Annotated in this window: 17 protein-coding genes and 1 other annotated feature (1 of these 18 running past the window's edge); of the genes, 15 read left to right on the forward strand and 2 right to left on the reverse strand. The window is 51.4% G+C overall.

All coding sequences use genetic code 11. The annotated features are described in order from the left end of the window. Positions 1-68 (forward strand) — a sequence feature (ribosomal protein L10 leader region) (it extends 70 nt beyond the left edge of the window). 54 nt (positions 69-122) lie between these two features. The 13 genes from rplJ (at position 123) to ABCW45_RS11390 (ending at position 15,780) form a co-directional block, all read left to right on the forward strand. Continuing rightward, positions 123-635, forward strand: a complete 513-nt coding sequence (rplJ, locus tag ABCW45_RS11330) for a 50S ribosomal protein L10 (protein WP_015553099.1) — start codon at positions 123-125, stop codon at positions 633-635. A gap of 123 nt (positions 636-758) precedes the next feature. Further along, the gene (rplL, locus tag ABCW45_RS11335) at positions 759-1,133 is read left to right on the forward strand and encodes a 50S ribosomal protein L7/L12 (protein WP_015553100.1); all 375 of its coding nucleotides are present in this window, start codon (positions 759-761) and stop codon (positions 1,131-1,133) included. Between the two features lie 328 nt (positions 1,134-1,461). Next, positions 1,462-2,088: a D-sedoheptulose-7-phosphate isomerase gene (locus tag ABCW45_RS11340; RefSeq protein WP_343220864.1), complete on the forward strand. Its 627-nt coding sequence runs from the start codon at positions 1,462-1,464 to the stop codon at positions 2,086-2,088. Between the two features lie 129 nt (positions 2,089-2,217). Then, a complete protein-coding gene (locus ABCW45_RS11345) occupies positions 2,218-4,491 on the forward strand; it encodes a hypothetical protein (RefSeq protein ID WP_343220865.1) in 2,274 nt (757 codons plus the stop codon). An 11-nt stretch (positions 4,492-4,502) separates the two neighbouring features. After that, a complete protein-coding gene (locus ABCW45_RS11350) occupies positions 4,503-6,464 on the forward strand; it encodes a hypothetical protein (protein WP_117469081.1) in 1,962 nt (653 codons plus the stop codon). A gap of 113 nt (positions 6,465-6,577) precedes the next feature. After that, positions 6,578-8,116, forward strand: coding sequence for a hypothetical protein (locus ABCW45_RS11355; protein WP_117469082.1), 1,539 nt, complete (start codon positions 6,578-6,580; stop codon positions 8,114-8,116). Continuing rightward, positions 8,106-9,692: a hypothetical protein gene (locus ABCW45_RS11360; protein ID WP_343220866.1), complete on the forward strand. Its 1,587-nt coding sequence runs from the start codon at positions 8,106-8,108 to the stop codon at positions 9,690-9,692. Before ABCW45_RS11355 ends, ABCW45_RS11360 begins: the two co-directional genes overlap by 11 nt. Positions 9,693-9,696: 4 nt before the next feature. After that, positions 9,697-10,470 (forward strand): glucose-1-phosphate cytidylyltransferase, encoded by a 774-nt coding sequence (rfbF, locus tag ABCW45_RS11365; RefSeq protein WP_117469084.1) that lies wholly within the window; start codon positions 9,697-9,699, stop codon positions 10,468-10,470. A gap of 88 nt (positions 10,471-10,558) precedes the next feature. After that, positions 10,559-11,617: a CDP-glucose 4,6-dehydratase gene (rfbG, locus tag ABCW45_RS11370; RefSeq protein ID WP_343220867.1), complete on the forward strand. Its 1,059-nt coding sequence runs from the start codon at positions 10,559-10,561 to the stop codon at positions 11,615-11,617. Between the two features lie 141 nt (positions 11,618-11,758). Further along, positions 11,759-13,099 carry a lipopolysaccharide biosynthesis protein RfbH gene (rfbH, locus tag ABCW45_RS11375; RefSeq protein ID WP_117515204.1) on the forward strand — a complete coding sequence of 447 codons (1,341 nt, stop codon included), beginning with the start codon at positions 11,759-11,761 and terminating at the stop codon, positions 13,097-13,099. Continuing rightward, positions 13,096-13,944, forward strand: coding sequence for a LicD family protein (locus ABCW45_RS11380; protein ID WP_343220868.1), 849 nt, complete (start codon positions 13,096-13,098; stop codon positions 13,942-13,944). Before rfbH ends, ABCW45_RS11380 begins: the two co-directional genes overlap by 4 nt. Further along, positions 13,937-14,881, forward strand: a complete 945-nt coding sequence (locus ABCW45_RS11385; RefSeq protein WP_343220869.1) for a glycosyltransferase family 2 protein — start codon at positions 13,937-13,939, stop codon at positions 14,879-14,881. The genes ABCW45_RS11380 and ABCW45_RS11385 overlap by 8 nt, the downstream gene beginning before the upstream one ends. A 263-nt stretch (positions 14,882-15,144) precedes the next feature. Further along, complete coding sequence (locus ABCW45_RS11390) at positions 15,145-15,780, forward strand: hypothetical protein (protein WP_343220870.1); 636 nt, start codon at positions 15,145-15,147, stop codon at positions 15,778-15,780. 230 nt (positions 15,781-16,010) lie between these two features. Here the strand turns inward: ABCW45_RS11390 and ABCW45_RS11395 are convergent, their stop codons facing one another. Beyond that, entirely contained in the window at positions 16,011-16,715 is a 705-nt protein-coding gene (locus tag ABCW45_RS11395) for a gamma-glutamyl-gamma-aminobutyrate hydrolase family protein (protein ID WP_343220871.1), read from the reverse strand. A 245-nt stretch (positions 16,716-16,960) separates the two neighbouring features. Further along, entirely contained in the window at positions 16,961-17,950 is a 990-nt protein-coding gene (locus ABCW45_RS11400; RefSeq protein ID WP_252196178.1) for a zinc dependent phospholipase C family protein, read from the reverse strand. Between the two features lie 224 nt (positions 17,951-18,174). Between ABCW45_RS11400 and ABCW45_RS11405 the strand changes: the two genes are divergently transcribed. Next, positions 18,175-19,512, forward strand: a complete 1,338-nt coding sequence (locus ABCW45_RS11405; RefSeq protein ID WP_343220872.1) for an alanine/glycine:cation symporter family protein — start codon at positions 18,175-18,177, stop codon at positions 19,510-19,512. Between the two features lie 24 nt (positions 19,513-19,536). Continuing rightward, entirely contained in the window at positions 19,537-19,902 is a 366-nt protein-coding gene (locus ABCW45_RS11410) for a hypothetical protein (protein WP_343220873.1), read from the forward strand. Positions 19,903-19,912: the final 10 nt, after the last annotated feature.

Genomic DNA, 19,912 nt, shown 5'->3' on the forward strand with positions numbered 1-19,912 from the left:
GTACAAAACTCACACAGAATTTTGTAAACCTCTCGGTCTGCGGACAGAGAGGTTTTTCTGATAAGCGAAAAAATGCTGTGACGGCGAATCCAATACTAAATAAAACAGGAGGTAAACCATTCATGGCAAAAGTTGAATTAAAGCAGCCGGTAGTTGCTGAGATCGCTGAAGTCCTCAACGGAGCAAAGTCTGCTGTAGTCGTTGACTACCGTGGATTAACTGTTGAGCAGGATACTGCTCTTCGTAAACAGTTAAGAGAAGCTGGTGTTTCTTATAAAGTATATAAGAACACAATGATCCGCTTCGCTGCAAAGGGAACTGAGTTCGAAGCACTTGAGCCGCATCTTGAAGGACCGACAGCACTTGCTGTTTCTAAAGAAGATGCAACAGCTCCGGCCAGAGTATTAGCTGAGTTCGCAAAGAAAGCTGACAAGCTTGAATTAAAAGGCGGCGTTGTAGAGGGAACATACTACGATGCAGCAGGTATCGGTGTGATCGCAAGCATCCCGTCCAGAGAGGTTCTTCTTGGAAGACTTCTTGGAAGCATGCAGTCCCCGATCACAAACTTCGCACGCGTTCTCAACCAGATCGCAGAGAAGAACGGCGAAGGCGCAGAAGCTCCGGCAGAGGCTTAATCCTCATCCCGGTCCTGCAGGCGGAAACACGCATCGCGTGATCCCGTCAAAGGCAGCATAGATGCTGTATAAAAGTTGTGAAAAACAAACGTGAAATATAAATTATTATGGAGGTAAATTATAATGGCAAAGTTAACAACCGCTGAGTTTATCGAAGCTATCAAGGAATTATCCGTATTAGAGTTAAACGAATTAGTAAAGGCTTGTGAGGAAGAGTTCGGTGTATCCGCAGCAGCAGGCGTAGTAGTTGCAGCAGCAGGCGCTGGCGCAGCAGCAGAGGAAGAGAAGACTGAGTTCGACGTTGAGCTTACAGAAGTAGGCCCGAACAAGGTTAAAGTTATCAAAGTTGTTCGTGAAGTAACAGGTCTTGGCCTCAAGGAAGCTAAGGACGTTGTAGACGGCGCTCCGAAGGTTCTTAAGCAGGGTGCATCCAAAGACGAAGCTAACGACATCAAGACAAAACTTGAGGCTGAAGGCGCTAAGATTACTCTTAAGTAATCAACTTTTATACTTTGAATGTTTTGATCCGCAGGAAGATGACTTCCTGCGGATTTTTTCATGTAACAGGAAATTCCGAGGAATTCCCCGTTACATAAAAAGGCACTGACGTGCCAAAGATGCACACTCGCGCAAAGATGTAGATTGTCGCAAGCGGCCGCGCGAGGCGCGAGAATGTGCTAAGGCACATTCTTTTCATTTTGGGGCGATTGTAAGTAATTTGGCGGTGGAAAGACAGGCGCTTATGTGTTAAAATGGATAGCATGAAAATGGCATTGCCTGCCCATTATGCGTATCAATGATCGGGCGGGACAAAAAGGAGAAAGAAATGATTGAAGAATTAGTAAAGAGATACCCGGTTCTGGAATCCGTAAAGGGGCAGATCGAGGATGCATACAAGATCTTGGAGACATGCTATGAGGACGGAGGAAAGCTTCTGATCGCCGGAAACGGCGGAAGTGCCGCAGACTCTGACCATATCGTCGGAGAGCTGATGAAAGGTTTTGTAAAGCGTCGCCCGGTATCTGCGGAACTCGCCGAGGCGTTAAAGCAGACAGACCCGGAGAGAGGGGAAGAACTGGCGAAAAAGCTTCAGGGCGGGCTCCCGGCCATCGCCCTCACAAACCATGCGGCTCTCTCCTCAGCATTCGCAAACGATGTGGATGGAATGCTCTCTTACGCACAGCAGTTAAACGGCTACGGAAAAGCAGGGGATGTGTTCCTCGGAATCAGCACCTCCGGAAACTCTGAGAATGTGATGTATGCCGCTGTGACCGCAAAGGCGAAGGGACTTAAAGTTATCGGTCTCACAGGAAAGACAGGCGGAAAGCTCGCGAAGCTCGCAGATGTCGCTATTATCGTGCCGGAGCAGGAGACCTACAAGATCCAGGAACTCCACCTGCCGATCTACCATGCGCTCTGCCTGATGCTGGAAGACAGATTTTATGCGGAATAGTACCGATATGATAATACATGTCTGCATGATGTTGAAAAATCCTATGAATGCCTGCGGACGATATCCGGATGTGCGAATGGGCAGACAGCAGGAATCATGCCGGAGAAGAACCGCAACCGGGGGAAAATTATGAAGAGACGGGAATGTGCCTCGTTAATTATTCTGGCATTGGCGGCGGTACCCGCACTGTTAGTTGCCATCGGACAGGTTTATGTGACAGGCGTAGACGGGATCAGGCTCAGAAGAACGGAGACCATCGACCTTCTGACGGAGATCGCGGTGCTGTTCTTTTTATATCTGTTCACGATCTGGAAAATTGAATCGAACCGGATCCGGACAGGTGCGGTACTTCTCATCACAGCCGGATTTCTCTGGATCCACCAGGCATTCACGGCGATGATCCTGTCCGGCGCGTATGTGCTGGTGCTTTTGATGCTAGGCGCACGGATCCGCAGGGGGATGGACCGGGAGCACAGATGGCGGGAGTACCATGTGATCACAGGGCTGGCGGACTTCCTTCTTGGAAGTGGATTTATGATATGCCTGTTCTGCCTGGGATCCCTGTTTTTCGGATGTGGGATCACAAGCTTCCGGTTTCTCACAGTGGTCATCGCCGGACTTCTGGCTGGGTACCGGATGATGGAATTGAGGGCGGCGGGAGATAGCGGAATGCCGTGGAAACGCGTGCCGCAGAGAACCATGATCTCCCTGGAGATGTCCATCTGTATCGCGCTGATGTTCGCCATGATCCTTTTGCAGGCGGGACGAATGAATATCTGTGCCGACTACGATTCCCTCCATTACGGACTGCGGAATGAGTATGTTCTGGACAACGGCGGCGGAATCTATGAAAATCTCGGAATGGTCAATGTGGTGTACACCTATTCGAAAGGTCTTGAGACACTGCTTTTACCGATCTCCGGGCTGCCGTCCTACGGATTTTTCCTGAGCTTCCAGATCTGGATGACTGTCGGCACTCTGATCGCGGCGGGACAGATCGTGGAGCTGTTTGTCGGAAGAAGGTATGCGGTGAGATGCATGACACTTCTCTCCTGCATTCCGGGAATCATGAACATGTCCATCACGGCAAAGACGGACTCTATGACGGTGTTTATGCAGCTTGTACTGCTGTTGTTTCTTCTGCTCTATATTCGCAGACAGAGGAGCGCGTATCTCGTGCTGGCGGTGGACGCCTACCTGATGACGCTTGTGTTAAAGCCAACGGCACTTGTATTTTCAACAGTGGCCGCGGGAACGGCGGGGCTTTATATCCTGCTAACGAGACTGCTGAAATTCCGACTGAAGGGAAGTTTTCTTCCTTCCTGTATTTATATGATCCCGATGTGGCTTCTCATCTGGTACCGGACATGGCTGCATACGGGACTTCCGCTGACATCCGTGTTCAACTCGATCTGGGCGGCCCTCGGATTTACCGTGAGGTACCCGTACCGGTTTGAAAGTCTGCCGTCGAACGGCGGATCCCTGATCTCAATCGAGGGACTAAAGCACATTTTAAAGAGAATTTATGGTGTCCTCATGGCCCCTGTGGGCGAGGACATGGCCCATGTGCGGATTGCCTGGGGCACACCGCTGCTTCTGCTCTTTCTTCTTCTCGTCTGTCTGCCGGTGCTGGCGGATGTGAGAAGATCGAGGCAGAAAGAGAAAAATACCTTGATCTGTCTGGCCTTGGTATTTGTGACGAACGGACTCATGAGTCTCATGGCTCTTTACCTGTTATGGCAGGTGGACGGCAACTATTTCCTGCTTCTCTATGCGCTGTCAGCGATCATGGCGGTGATTGTGGTAGGAAAATTAAAGAGCGGTTTCCTGCGCGGATCCATATGCAGGATGCTGGTACCGTTTATTCTCTTTAATGTGACCATCACGGCGGTCAGCAACTGGGGCGGAACCCTGGGACTGACACCGGTGAAGTTCATCCACAAGGGATATTATGATCATATGGAAGAGTCCCATGAACTGCTTGCTTTCTACGGAAATGAGAAGATATGGGATATCCTGGCGGAGAACCCGAGAAACCGCGTCGTCGTATTCGGTGAGCAGCCGGAAATGCTGAGGTTCCCGTGCAGCACTCAGAGTTACACGGACATTGAGGGAAGCGGTGGAAACTTTAATCTCTCATCCAGCCCGGAGGCGCTGGCGGACTTCTTTACATTCGCGGGAGTAGATTACATCTATCTCGGAAGCGGATACTTAAAGCCTGGAACGGATGGATTCCGGAACGTGACAGGTCTCTTAAAACAGGGGTATCTTATGGATCTCCTGTATGAAAACGGAAACGGGCTTGCGGTATTCTCGTCTGATCCGAAGAACCTCACCGAGGAGGAGAGTGAGGCGCTTTTAGCGGAGTTTACTGAAAAATACTGGCCCGGAGAACAGCAGTAAGGGGATAAGACATGAATTTACAGGAGAAGATCCTGAAAGTGTGGAGGAGGTGGAGCCCGGAGCTCCTCATCTTTGCGATCTTTCTGGGATTTGGATTTTGGATCAACCGTGGAGTGGAATTAAAGGGACTTTACATGGATGACCTGTATCTCTGGTCCTGCTACGGGAACCAGTCATTTACGGAGTATGTATTCCCAATGGGCAGCAGCCGCTTCCGCTTCCTGTTTTATCTGGCGTCCTGGCTGGAGCTTTTCTTCATCGGGGGACATGTGGAATGGATGGTTCCATTCAACATCATCCTGAATACGGGAATCGCATACAGCATTTACAGGATGGCGGTGTCATTCAGCGACGGGCGAAGGATCATAAGCTTCGCTGTGGGGATTCTCTACCTGTCATCCAGAATGGCATATTATCAGATCGGCCAGTTTTACGGTCTGATGGAGAGCCTGGCGCTCTGGGCAGCGCTGGGGATACTGTGGTTTCTGTACCGGTATGTGAATGAGAAAAAAACGGGGGCCTTTCTCATGGCAAACCTCCTGTATTTCGTGGTCAGCTTCATTCACGAACGGTATATGGCGCTTCTTCCATTGTTGCTTCTGGCAGTAGCCCTCGGATTTGGAAAGGGACTGGCGCCGGAGACTGTGACAGCGGAGACAGGGAGAAATAGTGAACCGAACCGCGCCGCGGAGCCGGGACGAAGCCGCGGAAGAGGACAGAGCCGCGGGGCGCAGAATAAAAAAGAGGCGGCGGCCCGCACAGCAGCGGCTGAGGAGAAGGTTGGTTTCCATCTCCCGAAGCTCCTGCTTTTCGTGATCACGCTTTTCGTGTTCGGCGCGATCCAGATGATCCGCCTTTACACTATCGGAACGCTTTCACCGGCGGGAACCGGCGGAACTGACGTGGCAGATACTTTTAAGTTCACGGACGCCATTGGACAGGCACTGAACCAGGTGGGACTCGTGTTTGGGAGAAACTCCGGACCGCTCCACCTCTGTATCGAACCGTTTGCGGACAGCCCGGATAGAATCAAAAATCTAATCCTGGCGGCGGAGGCAATTCTGGGTGTCGGCGTTCTGGCGGCTGTGATCGGTATGATCCGGGCGCGGGATGAGATCGTCTGCCATTTAAAGAACGCGGTGCTGTTCCTTGTGTTTATCACACTCTGCATCGGCAGCTCCAGCGTGACGATCCGTGTGGAGATGCGCTGGGTCTATGTGGCTTACGCGGCGGCGCTTCTGTTCTTTGCCTACCTGTCACGGGTGATGGGGAAGGCGGGGATCCTGGTGCTGTTGTACGGCTGCCTGATCTTCCCGGTGGAGACATATTACCGGGACAACTGGGACAACCTGTATCTGTGGGCGCCCCAGAGCCAGTATAATTCCCTGGCGGAGAAGACATACGGAACATACGGGGACGATATCTTCGACAAGGAGATCTACATCATCGGGAAGGATTTTGAGATCAGTGATTTTAATGCTGAAACATTCCTGAAAGTATATGCAAAAGATAAAACAAATGTTCCGAAGCTCCAGTTTATCGACAGTGACATGGATCTCAAGGAGATCACGGATGACATGGTGATCCTGTGTGAGGATCCGGAGCACAACGCATACAACGATGTGACGGAGATCGTGAAGAGGCAGAGGTTCGACACGCCCTTCGGCAGCTATTCGGACGGATGGATCGATGAGCACGCGAAGATCGTTCTGACAAACGGGGAGAGCAGCAAGCTGACCTTAAAGTGCTACTACCCGGGCAGGCTTACAGGCGGTGAGACCTGTAAGATCAAGGTGAACGGACGGCAGATGGCTGATCTTGTATTTACGGACAACACGATGTACTACGAGATCCCGGCTGCGCCGTATCAGAGATTTACCGTGGAATTTTCCTGCAACTTCTATGTGAAAGGGGCGAAGGAACACCGCGGGGAGGAAAATCTGGCGATGGTCGTGAAGGTGGTAGACCAGTAAAAGAGGCAGGTCCGCAGAAATTTTTGCGGACCGCCGGGAAAACGCAGGAATGAAATTTTCTGCAAAAGGGCAGCCGGAGAAGGCTGCGACAGTAAAAAAGGAGAATCAGAAGAATGAATGGACAGCAGTGGGCTCCAATGTGCGCGGGCTTTGCCGTTGCTGTGGTCCTGTTCCTTGTACTCGGGTATTTCCTGAGGAAGAGGGACATGACTGCCCATCTTGCTCCCGTAAAGCGGGAACTCAAGAAGGAAAAGCAATGGCTGCGGCGCGGGGAGTATAATGCGGCTATGGTAAAGGGCCGCCAGAATCTGGAACTGTTTCTGAAGCTGGTGGCGGAATTTAATGGGATCGAGCTCGACAATTCTGCCCAGGCGATGGCGAACGCCAAGAGCGGTCCGGATGGAAGAGGACAGCGCGAAACTTACCGGATGAACGGGAGAAAGCGTCAGAGAGTCATGACATTCCAGCAGTTTGGATGGTGGCTCGACGAGAATGGGTATCTGGACCGGGTCGGAAAGTGGGAATTGAACGAGATCCGCGTGATCGGAAACAAGGCGGTTCATGAGAACTATGTTTCTAAGGAAGATGCCTGGAATCAGTACAATTATATGGAAGATGTTCTGCGGATCGTCGCTGACCACCACGCAAACCGGCGGAAACAGAGAGGACCGGCGGTTAAAAAGAGCCAGACGGGGTGCCATGGGGCGAGCGTGAAGAAGACGTCCGTGGCACAGATGAAAGGACGCGGACAGGGGCAGTCAAAGAGTGGAGGACAGAGTCAGGCAGGAAAAAGCCAGGCGAAGAACAGCGGACAGGGACATGCCCGGAAGCGTGAAGGCGGAAAGCAGACCAGTGGCGGGAACGCGAGGCAGGACGCAAAGGTAAGCGGCAATCAGAGAGTGGTTCAGAAGACCGAGGGAAAGAAAACGGCGGAACAGAAAAGCACTGAGAATAAGCAGACATTGAGAAAGCCGCAGAACGGCAGCAATGGGAAGGCAGCTGGAAAGAATGAGACGTCGGAGAGAACTCAGCAGAAGAGAGAGGTAAAAACAGCGGTCAATAAAGCCCAGCAGAGCAGGGAAGTAAAGATTGTAGAGAAGACCGCAGAGAATGCCCAGCCGGAGAAGCTGAGTTCTTCCGCGAAGAGGCGTCAGAGAAGAAAGCGCGCGAAAGCAGCCAGAGAGCAGGCTGAGGCAGCAGGAATGGTTCGCGAGACTGCACCGCAGAGTAAGGCAGCAAAGCCGACAGAAAAAATAGCAGAGCCGACAGAAAAAACGGTAAAGCCGACAGAAAAACGCACTGTGTGTCATGGGAAAGAGACAGATCGCCAACCGCGCCAGGTACAGCCCCAGACTTCCATGAGGATCGTGACACTCAGTCAGCCAACCGGCGGATGGACAGCGGGAACTGATAAGAAAGAGACAGTGAAGTCAGAAAAGTCAAAGAAGAACACAGCACCGCAATTGAAGCGGAAGAGTGGAGAAGCGGAAAAGCGGACGCAGGGGAACATTGCAGCAAGGCAGACACAGAATGAAGGCGCAGCAGATCCGACAGCGAGACGCCGCCGCAGACCGAAAAGAAGACCGGCAGCGGAACATGCAGGAAATAACGTAGGAAGAACCGCAGCAGGCGGAGGAGATCATGAAGAATAAGAAAAGCTATGTCTATATCGGACTTCCAGTTCTGGGGATGATTTTTTATCTGGCATATATCAGGCGCTCCGCCATTGACATGGTGTATTCCGATTATATCCGGCTCATCAATTCCTATCTGCCGGACGTGTGGAACCCGGATAAGTTTTTTGTGGCGGATCTGCTCACAAGAATTCCGGTGAACTTCTTAGAGCGCGGACTGAATGTCATGATCTTTGGATACAGCGTCACTGTGGACCGGATCATGGGCATCCTCGGATTTGGACTCTCCGCCCTGGTCATCGGCCGGTACAGCAGGAAAAAGGAACTCTGCCCGGTCTGGTACGCGGCGATGATGATCGTTATGTTCAGCCTTAATAAGTGGGAGATGCTGTACAACGGAACCGGATGGGCGCATTTCCTGGCATTCGGATTGTTTTTCTGGAATTATGCCCTGCTGGATCAGGTGTACGAAAAGGGATTCCGAAACGCGAAGAAATCGGAGCTTGTACTTCTCTTTGTACTGCCGTTTGTGATCACCATAGGGGCGGCGGGACCGTACTGCGCGATCTACACGGTAACGATCGTGATGGCGTACCTGTTTATTTACGTGCGCGATATTGTAATTGCAAAGAGTTTATCTGGAAAATATCAGGCAAAGGCCGACAGACAGAATTTAAGCAGCACGGATAGGAAAAACGTATCGGGCAAAGGCAGGGAAAACGCTGGCGTGATCGGTGTAATTTCAGATGATCTTGCCGGAATCGGAACCGCCCGCGTGATCGCCCTGATCGCAGTGGCAGTCATTCCGTTTCTCATTTACCTCTGGAGCAACTCCCAGGCGGTTTACGAGTATTCGGGAGCGGTAAATGTGCCGCTCTTTACGGCTTTCCGACAGGATCCGAAATTTTTTATTAAATTTCTTCTTAAGTCTTTTGCTTCCATGGTTTTTGGAGTAGAATTGATTGACAGGAGCTTTGCAGGGATTCCGGGGAAGGTCTGGTGCGCGGTCGGCGTGATCGTCCTGTTTGCGTATTTCTTTGCGCTGTGGATGAATTTTTATTACCGGATCGAGGAACAGACGATCCTGCCGCTGATGCTCCTGGCAGGCGGTGGTATGAACCACCTGATGGTGCTTGTGAGCCGGTATATCTTTATGCCGAATGACAAGTATGGGATGAGTTCCCGGTATGCGCTGCAGTATCAGATCGGTGTGATCGGAATCTTTCTTACGTTCGCTCTGGCTGCGAAGTGCGGATTCTGTAAAAAGGAAGAATGCAGGGAAAGCAGAGGCACAGAGCCGAAAGGGGCACAGCATATCAGCAGGACTGAAAAGGATCCTTTGCCAAAGCTGGTAAAGAGATTATCGATCGCCCTCGCCGCCATGTTCCTCATCGGAAACGTGATGACGACGGCGGAGGAATTCTGCTTCGGAAAGTACCGGAAAGAACATAACCGGGACGAAGTAAAACAGATCTTATTAAATTTTGAAAACGAGTCAGACAAAACACTGGAGGACGCGCTGGAGTATCACAAACCGGGATGCCGGGAAGCACTTACGGTCCTCAAAGAAAACGGTTGGAATATATGGAGGTAAACCTATGAAAGTAGTAATCCTGGCAGGAGGATTCGGAACAAGGATCAGCGAGGAGAGTCATTTAAAACCAAAGCCGATGATCGAGATCGGTGAGAAGCCGATCATGTGGCATATCATGAAATATTATTCCCAGTTCGGGTATAACGAATTTATTATCTGTCTGGGATACAAACAGTATGTGGTAAAGGAGTTCTTTGCGGATTACTTCCTTCACACATCTGATGTGACCTTCGATCTTGCGAACAACAGCATGAAGGTCCACAACAACTATGCGGAGCCGTGGAAGGTGACTCTGATCGACACAGGACTCAACACCATGACCGGCGGACGCGTAAAGAGGATCAAAGAGTATGTGGGAAATGAGCCGTTTATGCTGACCTACGGCGACGGTCTCGCAAACATCGACTTAAAGGCACTGGAAGAGTTCCACAGAAGCCATGGAAAGCTCGCAACCATCACGGCAGTCAATATCGGACAGCGCTTCGGTGTCCTCGACCTCGAGGATAACGGAAAGATCAATTCCTTCCGCGAGAAGAATGACGATGACGGCAGCCTGATCAACGGCGGTTACATGGTATTAAATCCGGGCGTATTCGACTACATTGAGGGCGATTCCACCGTATTCGAGCAGGCACCGTTAAGAAACCTCGCAAAGGACGGCGAGCTCATGGCATACCGCCACGAGGGATTCTGGAAGTGCATGGATACCCAGCGCGAGAAACAGCAGTTAGAGGCGATGTGGCAGTCAGGAAACGCGCCGTGGAAGATCTGGGAATAGGTTCACACGCCTGCTTTCCGGAAGCCGCTGTGAGGATCGCAGAAAACGGCTGCGCGGAGAGCAAAAATCCGTAAATGGAGATACGAAAATGAATTTGGAAGAAGTATTTAACTTTTATAAAGGAAAGAAGGTCCTCGTAACCGGACATACCGGCTTTAAGGGAACCTGGCTTTCCAGGATCCTTGTAAACGCGGGGGCGGAGGTCACAGGATATTCCTTAAACCCGCCGACAGATCCGGCACTGTTCAACATGGCAGGTTTTGAGGGTAAGATGAATTCTGTCATCGGTGACATCAGGGACCTCGCCCATTTAAAGCAGGTATTCGAGGATACAAAACCGGAGATCGTCTTACATCTGGCGGCACAGCCTATCGTGCGGGACTCCTATAAGGATCCGGTCTACACCTACGAGACGAACGTCATTGGCACCGTCAATATTTTGGAGTGTGTCCGCCTGAATCCGTGCGTGAAGTCCTTCTTAAACGTGACGACGGATAAGGTCTACGAGAACAGGGAGTGGGAGTACGGCTACCGCGAGGTGGACCGCCTGGACGGCTATGATCCGTATTCCAACAGCAAATCATGTTCTGAGCTTGTGACACACAGCTACAGGAAGTCCTTCTTTGCGGACGGACACTGCGCGATCTCAACCTGCCGTGCGGGAAATGTCATCGGCGGCGGCGACTTCGCGAATGACCGTATCGTTCCGGACTGCGTCCGCGCGGCGATGGCGAAAAAGCCGATCGTTGTCCGCAATCCGCATTCTACCCGCCCGTACCAGCATGTGCTGGAGCCGTTAGCGGCATATCTCATGGTTGCGAAGGCCCAGTATGAGGACGGAAAATACGCCGGATACTACAACGTGGGACCGGATGACAAGGACTGCGTGACCACGGGTGAGCTTGTGGACATGTTCTGCAGCGCCTGGGAAAATGGACTTTCCTGGGAAAACAAGAGCGACGGAGGTCCTCACGAGGCAAACTTCTTAAAACTCGACTGCTCCAAGTTGAAGACCACATTTGGATGGCATCCGCGTTATGGCGTGAAGGAAGCCATCGGACTCACTGTTGAGTGGTGCCAGGAGTATGAGAAGAACGGCGATGTTGTGGCTGTCATGGACAGACAGATCAAGAAGATGTTCCAGTAGAACAGAAGAAAATAATCCACTATTTGAAAAAGACAGGAAACCTGGAGGTGCGTGCAGAAACTTCCCGGCAAATGAAACATTGTATACAGCAGGAACGAGTTCAGAAATTGGTCTGCTGTATCATCAGGAAAGGAAAAAGTTATGTTTGAAAACAAGACAGAGGCGGAGGCAAGAAAAGAGATCCTTGACCTCGTAGCCGAATATGCCGATAAATTCCATAACCAGAAAAAGGAATTCCATGAGGGAGACCGTATTCCGTACGCGTCCCGTGTGTACGACAGCAGGGAGATGGTAAACCTTGTGGACAGCTCCCTGGAGTTCTGGCTTACATCCGGACGTTACACGGATGAGTTCGAGAAGAAGCTCGCGGAGTACCTTCATGTGCGCTACTGCGCCCTCGTAAACTCCGGTTCCTCCGCAAATCTGATCGCATTCATGACACTTACATCCCCGCTTCTCGGCGAGCGTCGTGTAAAGCGCGGGGACGAGATCATCACTGTTGCGGCAGGTTTCCCGACCACCGTAACTCCGGCGATCCAGTATGGCGCTGTCCCGGTGTTCGTTGACGTGACGATCCCGCAGTACAATATCGATGTCACAAAGTTAGAGGCGGCACTTTCCGATAAGACAAAGGCAGTCATGATCGCCCATACACTCGGAAACCCGTTCGATTTAAAGGCAGTGAAGGAATTCTGTGAGAAACATAACCTGTGGCTCGTTGAGGACAACTGCGACGCGTTAGGCTCCAGATACACCATCAACGGTGAGGAGAAATTCACCGGAACCGTAGGTGATATCGGAACCTCCAGCTTCTATCCGCCGCACCACATGACCATGGGTGAGGGCGGAGCCGTTTACACGGACAATCCGCTGTTAAACAAGATCATCCGTTCCTTCCGCGACTGGGGCCGTGACTGTGTCTGCCCGTCCGGACATGACAACCTCTGCGGACACCGCTTTGACAGACAGTATGGTGAGCTTCCGCTTGGCTATGACCACAAATATGTATATTCCCATTTCGGATATAACCTGAAAGCCACAGACCTCCAGGCAGCCATCGGATGTGCCCAGCTCGAGAAATTCCCGACCTTCGTGGAGCGCAGACGCCACAACTTCGACCGCCTGAGAGCAGCTCTCGCTGAGACAGAGGACCGTCTGATCCTTCCGGTACCGGCTGAGAATTCCAGACCAAGCTGGTTTGGCTTCCTGATCACATGTAAAGAGGGAACTGACAGAAATAAACTCGTCCAGTACATCGAGAGCAAAGGCATCCAGACGAGAATGCTGTTTGCCGGAAACCTCATCAAGCATCCGTGCTTCGACGAGATGAGAGCAGAGAAAAAGGGCTACCGCGTAGTAGGAACCCTGGAAAATACGGACCGGATCATGAGCGACACCTTCTGGGTTGGCGTTTATCCGGGAATGACAGACGAAAAGATCGACTATATGGCAAAAGTGATTAAAGAGGGGCTGTTACAGTGAGCGGAGAAAAATCCTTTGACCTGACGAAAGTCCATGAGGTCAACTTAAAGCTTTTAAAGGAGATCGACCGGATCTGCAGAAAGTACAAGATCAAGTACGCACTGGATTCCGGCACGCTTTTGGGCGCGGTGCGCCACGGCGGCTTCATCCCGTGGGATGACGATGTGGACGTCATGTTCACGAGAAAGAACTACGAGATGTTCGCGAAGGTCGTAAGACGGGAGCTGCCGGAGGACATGTCCTTTGTGGAGCCGAACGAGTACCATGGCGGAAAGGCGTTCTACGACTTTATCTCCCGTGTGACATACAATAAGAGCCAGAAGTTCGAGGACTCCGGAAAGATGGAGTTCTATGACGATAAGATCAGCCGCCTGAACGTGGACCTGTTCATCGTGGACGGACTTCCGGAGGGAAAGCTCGCGAAGAAGCTCACAAAGCTCTCCCACTGCGTTCTCTACGGATTTGCCCTGGGACACCGGTATGAGATCGATTACAGCGATTACAAGGGCGTTATGAAGCTTTTTGTGGCAGTTCTCGCGACCATCGGAAAGCTGATCCCATTCCCGGTGATCTGGAAGCTGTGGAATGCCCTCTGCCATATGGACAGCAGGAAAGAGCGCCCGTTATATTTCTACACGGGTTACGCGCCGAACTGGTTCTATGTGGAGATGAAGAGAGAGTGGGACGATGAGGTCGTTGAGATGCCTTTTGAGGACACAAGGTTCTACGCTCCGGTCGGCTGGGATGAGCTTCTGACGCAGCTTTACGGCGACTACATGAAGCTTCCGCCGGAGGAAAAACAGATTCCGGAACATTCCGATATGGAGATCAAAATTTATGACTAAACTGCTTTCGGTCGTTGTATCGGTATACAACGAGGAGCTGGCGCTAAGAGAATTCTATGCAGAGACAGGGAAGATCCTGAAAAGGCTGCCGGGAAACTGGGACTATGAGTTCCTGTTCGTGAACGACGGCAGCAGGGATCAGTCCCTTTCGATCCTAAAGGAGTTCGCGGCGTCGGACGAAAAAGTGAAGATCATCAATTTTTCCAGGAACTTCGGGCATGAGGCGGCGATGATCGCAGGGCTGGACTATGCGGGCGGTGACGGTATCGTCTGCATGGACGCGGACCTGCAGCATCCGCCGGAGTGCCTGCCGGAGATCGTGGAAAAATTTGACGAGGGATATGAAGTGATCAGCATGGTCCGCACGAGGAATAAGACGGCTGGGCTGGTGAAGAATGTCACATCCGCGGCGTTCTACAAGCTGATCAACCATCTCTCCGATGTGAAGTTTGAGGCCAACGCCTCGGACTTTTTTGCGGTGAGCAAAAACGCGGCGGAGGTTCTCAGGAACAACTACCGGGAGAAGGTCCGCTTCCTGCGGGGCTATGTCCAGAGCATCGGTTTTGAGAAGACCACCATCGAGTACGAGGCGAGACCGCGTTTTGCAGGGGAGAGCAAGTACAGCTTAAAGAGTCTGTTCAAGTTTTCCATCAACACGATCCTGTGCTTTTCTGATCTGCCGTTAAAGCTTGGAATCTATTCTGGTGTGATCACAGCGCTTTTCGGACTGATCATGGTGATCTATACGGTCTATACCTGGAAAATTTATGGGGCGCCGAACGGCTATGCGACCATCGTGGTACTGATCTCGTTTATGTTTTCCGTGTTGTTTGTGATCGTGGGGATCATCGGCGAGTATATCGCGATCCTGTTTGCGGAGATCAAGGACAGGCCGGTGTATATCGTGAAAGATACTGCTAATATCAAAAAAAAATGAAGCAAAGATACAGATGGACAGGATGCCCGGTAGGTTCTATGCATGGAAAATGATCCTGGCAGGAACTTTTTCAGCTGTGATCGGCGGACTCCCACCGGAACAAATGGAAAAACATTACAAAATCATGAATTATTTGTGTAAATTTGAGAAAAGGACTTCAAAAATAAAAGGGAATCGTATATAATACGTGAGTATGCCGATTTCCCGGAAAATTCTATTTAGCATAATGGGAGATCCGTTGAATTCAGAGGAGGAATTTTATCATGAAATTATTAAAGAGAATGGCTGTGCTGTCTTTAGTAGTTCTTGCCCTTGGCGGATGTACAAAGAGCAGCATTTCAACAGATGCACCGGTATCCGGAAGTGAAGAAGTGGATCCGGCAAAAATGGAGACGGATGACGATGAGACACTTCCGAGAGATCAGAACTTCCTTGTAGAGGATGAGACTGTAGAGACGACGATGTACGACTGGGAGCAGGCACAGAGCGAGTGCGACGGACTGTTCAACGACACATCTGCATTCCCGCAGTCTGTAAAGATGGAGTTCACTTATGATGAGTCCGCATTAAACATCGGTCTCACATGGACAGTAAAGAACGACACAACAAACGATGACGCTATGGAATATGCTGTGACAATGGTTAAGCAGTTCAACGACATTATCGCTGCACAGAGCATGGATCTTGAGAATTCCAGCACTGATTCCTTCGGAACACTCTGGAACCAGTTCTCCCTTGATGTAAAAGTTGTTACTGAGGGAGGAAAGGCACTTGTAGATAAGAGCTACAAGGCTGGTGACAAGATCGACCTCAAGAGCACTGAGTCTGTTGCAGAAGGTCCGGAGGACGTTGCAGACGATTCACCGAAGAAGCTTGACGAGACAAAGGCTTCCAAGTAATTAGTTGGAATAATTTTAACAGAATAAATAATTAAGACAATATAATGGCAGAATGCTTTTCAATGTGATCCGGAAAGCGTCCTGCCATTTTTTATTGTCATATTTTCTTATGGTCTGCACAGACCTGCTGAACAGTAACAAACGCCGCACTATTCTTAACGGCAGAATAAATGCGGCGTTTATAGTATGGATTCAGTTTTAAATTTCAGACCTGCGTTTATTGACGCGGCTTATTTTGCACACTGCTTCACGAAGTACTCAAACATCGGAAGAGAGTCGGCACATTCCTTCGGGTTTGTAACCGGGCCGGTCATGCGCTCCGGGTGCCACTGTACGGACCAGATCGGAAGAGTCTCGTGCTGCACAGCCTCTGTGAAGGTGTGTCCGTTGGACTCGCCCCATGCGATGGCCTCAAGACCTTCGCCGAGCTTATCGAGGGCCTGGTGGTGGTAGCTGTTTACTTCCATGGACTCGCCGTAAAGGTTTCCTAAGATGGAATCTTTCTTGAGCGTCACCTGATGGCAGACACCCTTGGAGTGATCACCGCCGAGCTGTGTCGGGATATCCTGGGTGAGAGTACCGCCGAAGTATACGTTTAAGATCTGGATTCCGCGGCAGATGCCCCAGATCGGTTTCCTGCGGTCAACGAAGGCCTTGATGATCTTGTATTCCAGATCGTCGCGCTGTGGGTCTGTGATGACGAAGTCAAACATCTTTTCCTGACCGTAGAGCTTTGGTTCAACGTCTTTACCGCCGCTTAAGAGAAGTCCGTCAGCGAGATCCGCGTACTCCTCAGCACAGTCGTTGTTGACTGCAAGGATCGGGATGCCGCCTGCGCGGCGGATATTCTCAGCATAGTTCTGGTTTAATGCCCATGTCGGTGTTCCGTTGGCTGCTGCGCCGGTTCCTCCGGTCAGTAAGATCAATGGTTTCATAATGTAATTCTCCTTTTCCATTTCTGCCCGTCTGCCTGTCCCCGTAGTGAAATCTGCCGGAATGGATCCGGCTGTCTCTCATACAGACAGAGCGGAAGTTGATAGATGGCAGCTGTTTAAAAAGTGAAACAGCTATGATAGTATATGATAATTCTGCAGCACAGGGCAGAAATCATCCGTTTTAAGCGGTATGCCCCGGAAAGTGAAGCCTCCCAGGATCCGTGTCTGGCATCAGATGATGCAGGTCATCCCACATCAAGCCCGCTGTGGTAGGAATAGTTTCCAAGCTCCGCCAACAGCGCGGACATATCCGGCGGCCCGGATGAGACATTCGCGATCAGGAACGCATTGAGGTAATAGTAGACTGCATTGCATTTCTTCAAGGTCTGATGGTACAGATCCGGGAATGACGTCGTCGAGGCGATGGAATTATCCCATGGATTCGTCCAGACCTCATGGTCCAGGTTCAGGATATCGCGGACCTGGGCGGAAAGCTTATCCGTCACAAGCTTTTTAGAAGCGATCGGATGCTTTAGAAAGATTGATTCCAGGGAGCCGATCACATGGGTCTTATGTCCCGCAGGATCGGACAGGATCCGGCTTCCGAAGCGGATCGCGAAGATCGACCGGGCAACCATTCCGTCTGTGACCTGGAAGTTGTTTTTCTCTGTGATCTGGTAGTAGGTGCGGTTGATGCACCGGCTGAGATATCTGGAGATAAACTGGCTCTCCTGGGCGTTTAAACAGAGGGAAGCGGTCTGGTTGAATTCGGACGGCTTTTTGTGCTTGAACTTCCAGAGCAGGATCGCGTCGATATCGTTTTCCAGGGCGGCATGGAGTCCATGACACTCGGTCTTTTTCTTATCGGTGCGGTACTTGATCCGCCCGTAGACGAAGGGGTGGCAGATCGAATCAGAGATATAGTGGCACATGAATCCTGCGAGGAATGCCGCCGCCTCCTCTTTCTGCTGTCTCGAGTGGATCTCGGTGAGCTCTAAGAGGCTGTTCTTAAAAAAGTCGTTTACCTGATACTCATGCATATGGGAGCCGACGTTGCGGTAGTCCCTGTGACGGAGGATCGGGACATTATAAAAGAAGATATCAGGTCCCTGGAGACCAAGCTGGTAGAGCCAGCGGTATTTGGATATCACATGTTTTAAATAGTTGTTCGGCAGGTCATTGTAGGCTTTCACACCGAACAGGTAGTGGGTCGTAAATCCCGGCACAAGAATCATCTCCTTTGAAAGAAAATGCCAAGGTCCTGCTCCGGCGCGGACTTTGGCTTTCTGCTTGTGCAAATAAAAGCTGCCATGGGCAGACACAGTGTTTATTATAGCATAGATGTGTGGAAATGGGAATAAAACGTAGTAAGAAATAGAAAAGGTAAAAACGCGGCGGGCGGCGGTAATGCGCGGCGGGATAGAAAATGAGGCCGTCAGGCTGCAGGGCGTGATATGGAATGAATATGATTGGGGAGATCCATGATATTGTCTGGGGACCATGGACACCGATACTGTTTTTGATGGTGGGGACCGTATACAGTGTGCGGATCCGGTTCTTTCAGCTCAGGAAGATCCCATGCTGGTGGGATGCGACCATCGGGAATCTTTTACGGGATCGGAAGAACCACCGGGAATCGTTCCGGTCGGCATGTACGGCGTTGGCGGCAACCATAGGGACCGGGAATATCACGGGGGTCGCAGCGGCTGTGATCGCCGGAGGACCTGGTGCTGTGTTCTGGATGTGGGTGTCGGCATTTCTCGGAATGGCGACGGCTTATGGGGAGACGGTCCTCGGGATCAGGTACCGGGAAAAAGGCCGGGACGGCGGATGGATAGCGGGACCGATGATCTATCTGGAAAAACGGCTGGGATGTCCCGGGGCGGCGGTCCTCTACGGATTTTTCTGTATTCCGGCGGCTTTCGGCATGGGAAGCATGGTGCAGGCAAACGCGATCTCGGAGACGGTGTCCTATGTGTACGGGATCCCGGAGGCAGCCGTGGGGGTGATCCTTGTGGTCCTTGCGGGTATCGTGCTGGCAGGGGGCGGCCAGCGGATCTTCCGCGCGGCGGAGCGGCTTGTTCCATTGTCTGCGGGGCTTTATACAGCAGCAGCGCTGGCAGTGATCATTCTGTATGCCGGGAATGTGCCGGGAGTGATCCTGGGAATTCTGGTGGATGCATTTTCCTTCCGCAGCGCTGTTGGCGGAGTCGCGGGTTACGGGATCTCCCGATGCGTCAGCTATGGGATCGCCAGAGGTGTCTTTTCCAATGAGGCGGGGCTCGGGAGTCTTGCAGTGTTAAACGGGAGCGCGGAGATGGCATCGGAGGAGCTTCAGGGGCAGTGGGCGATCTTTGAGGTATTTTTTGATACCATCGTGAGCTGTACGCTGACAGCGCTTGTGATCCTCTGCGTGGCGGGCAGCGGGACGGCCTCAGAGTTCGGGGCGGAGAACGGAGCATCGCTCACAAGCCTCTGTTTTTTTACAGCGCTTGGGAGCCCCGGCGGGTATGCGGTGGCGGTCTGCGTGGTGCTGTTCGCGTTCTCCACGATCATCGCATGGTACTATATGGGGCGGCAGGCGGCGGAGTATCTTGGCGGGAAGATCTCGGGAAAGATCCCGGCAGTCTATGCGGTGGGATATCTTCTGGCGGCGTTCCTCGGGTGCCTCGGGGCGATGGAGACGGTGTGGGAGGTCTCGGACATCTTTAATGGACTGATGGCGGTGCCGAACCTGGCGGCGCTGGTGCTGCTGGCGGGGGAGATCTATGCGCCGGGGGAAAAGCGGGATCCATAGCTGCTGCCTCACGCCGGAGAGTGTGTGCGATACGGCCTGCGGCGGTGCAAAATTGCTATCGAAGTCCCGTCCAAAATCGTCATTTTGGCCGGGGCTGATTCTCCCTTGAAATTCTTATATTTTCCTTCTTCTTTCCTGGAAGGCTTTCCGCCTTCCTCTTCTTTTGGCTTTTCCTTCTTTTTTCCTTTATTTACAATAGTTTTCAGGCTTCTTTCCTTTTTTCTTTTGAAAATCAGGAACGACGAAAAAAAGACTTTTCTGCTTCGTTTCAGTTTCTCTTTTCTTCTGGTTGAAAAGAAAGAGAGAAAAAAGCGGAAAAGGGTGCGTTCTGTTCTCGGTGGGATGATGAAAATGATGCTGTTGGGATGGGAACAAAACAATCAGAAATAATTCAGTCGTT

It is taken from the genome of Pilosibacter fragilis, assembly GCF_032490495.1.
Lineage (GTDB): Bacteria > Bacillota > Clostridia > Lachnospirales > Lachnospiraceae > Pilosibacter > Pilosibacter fragilis.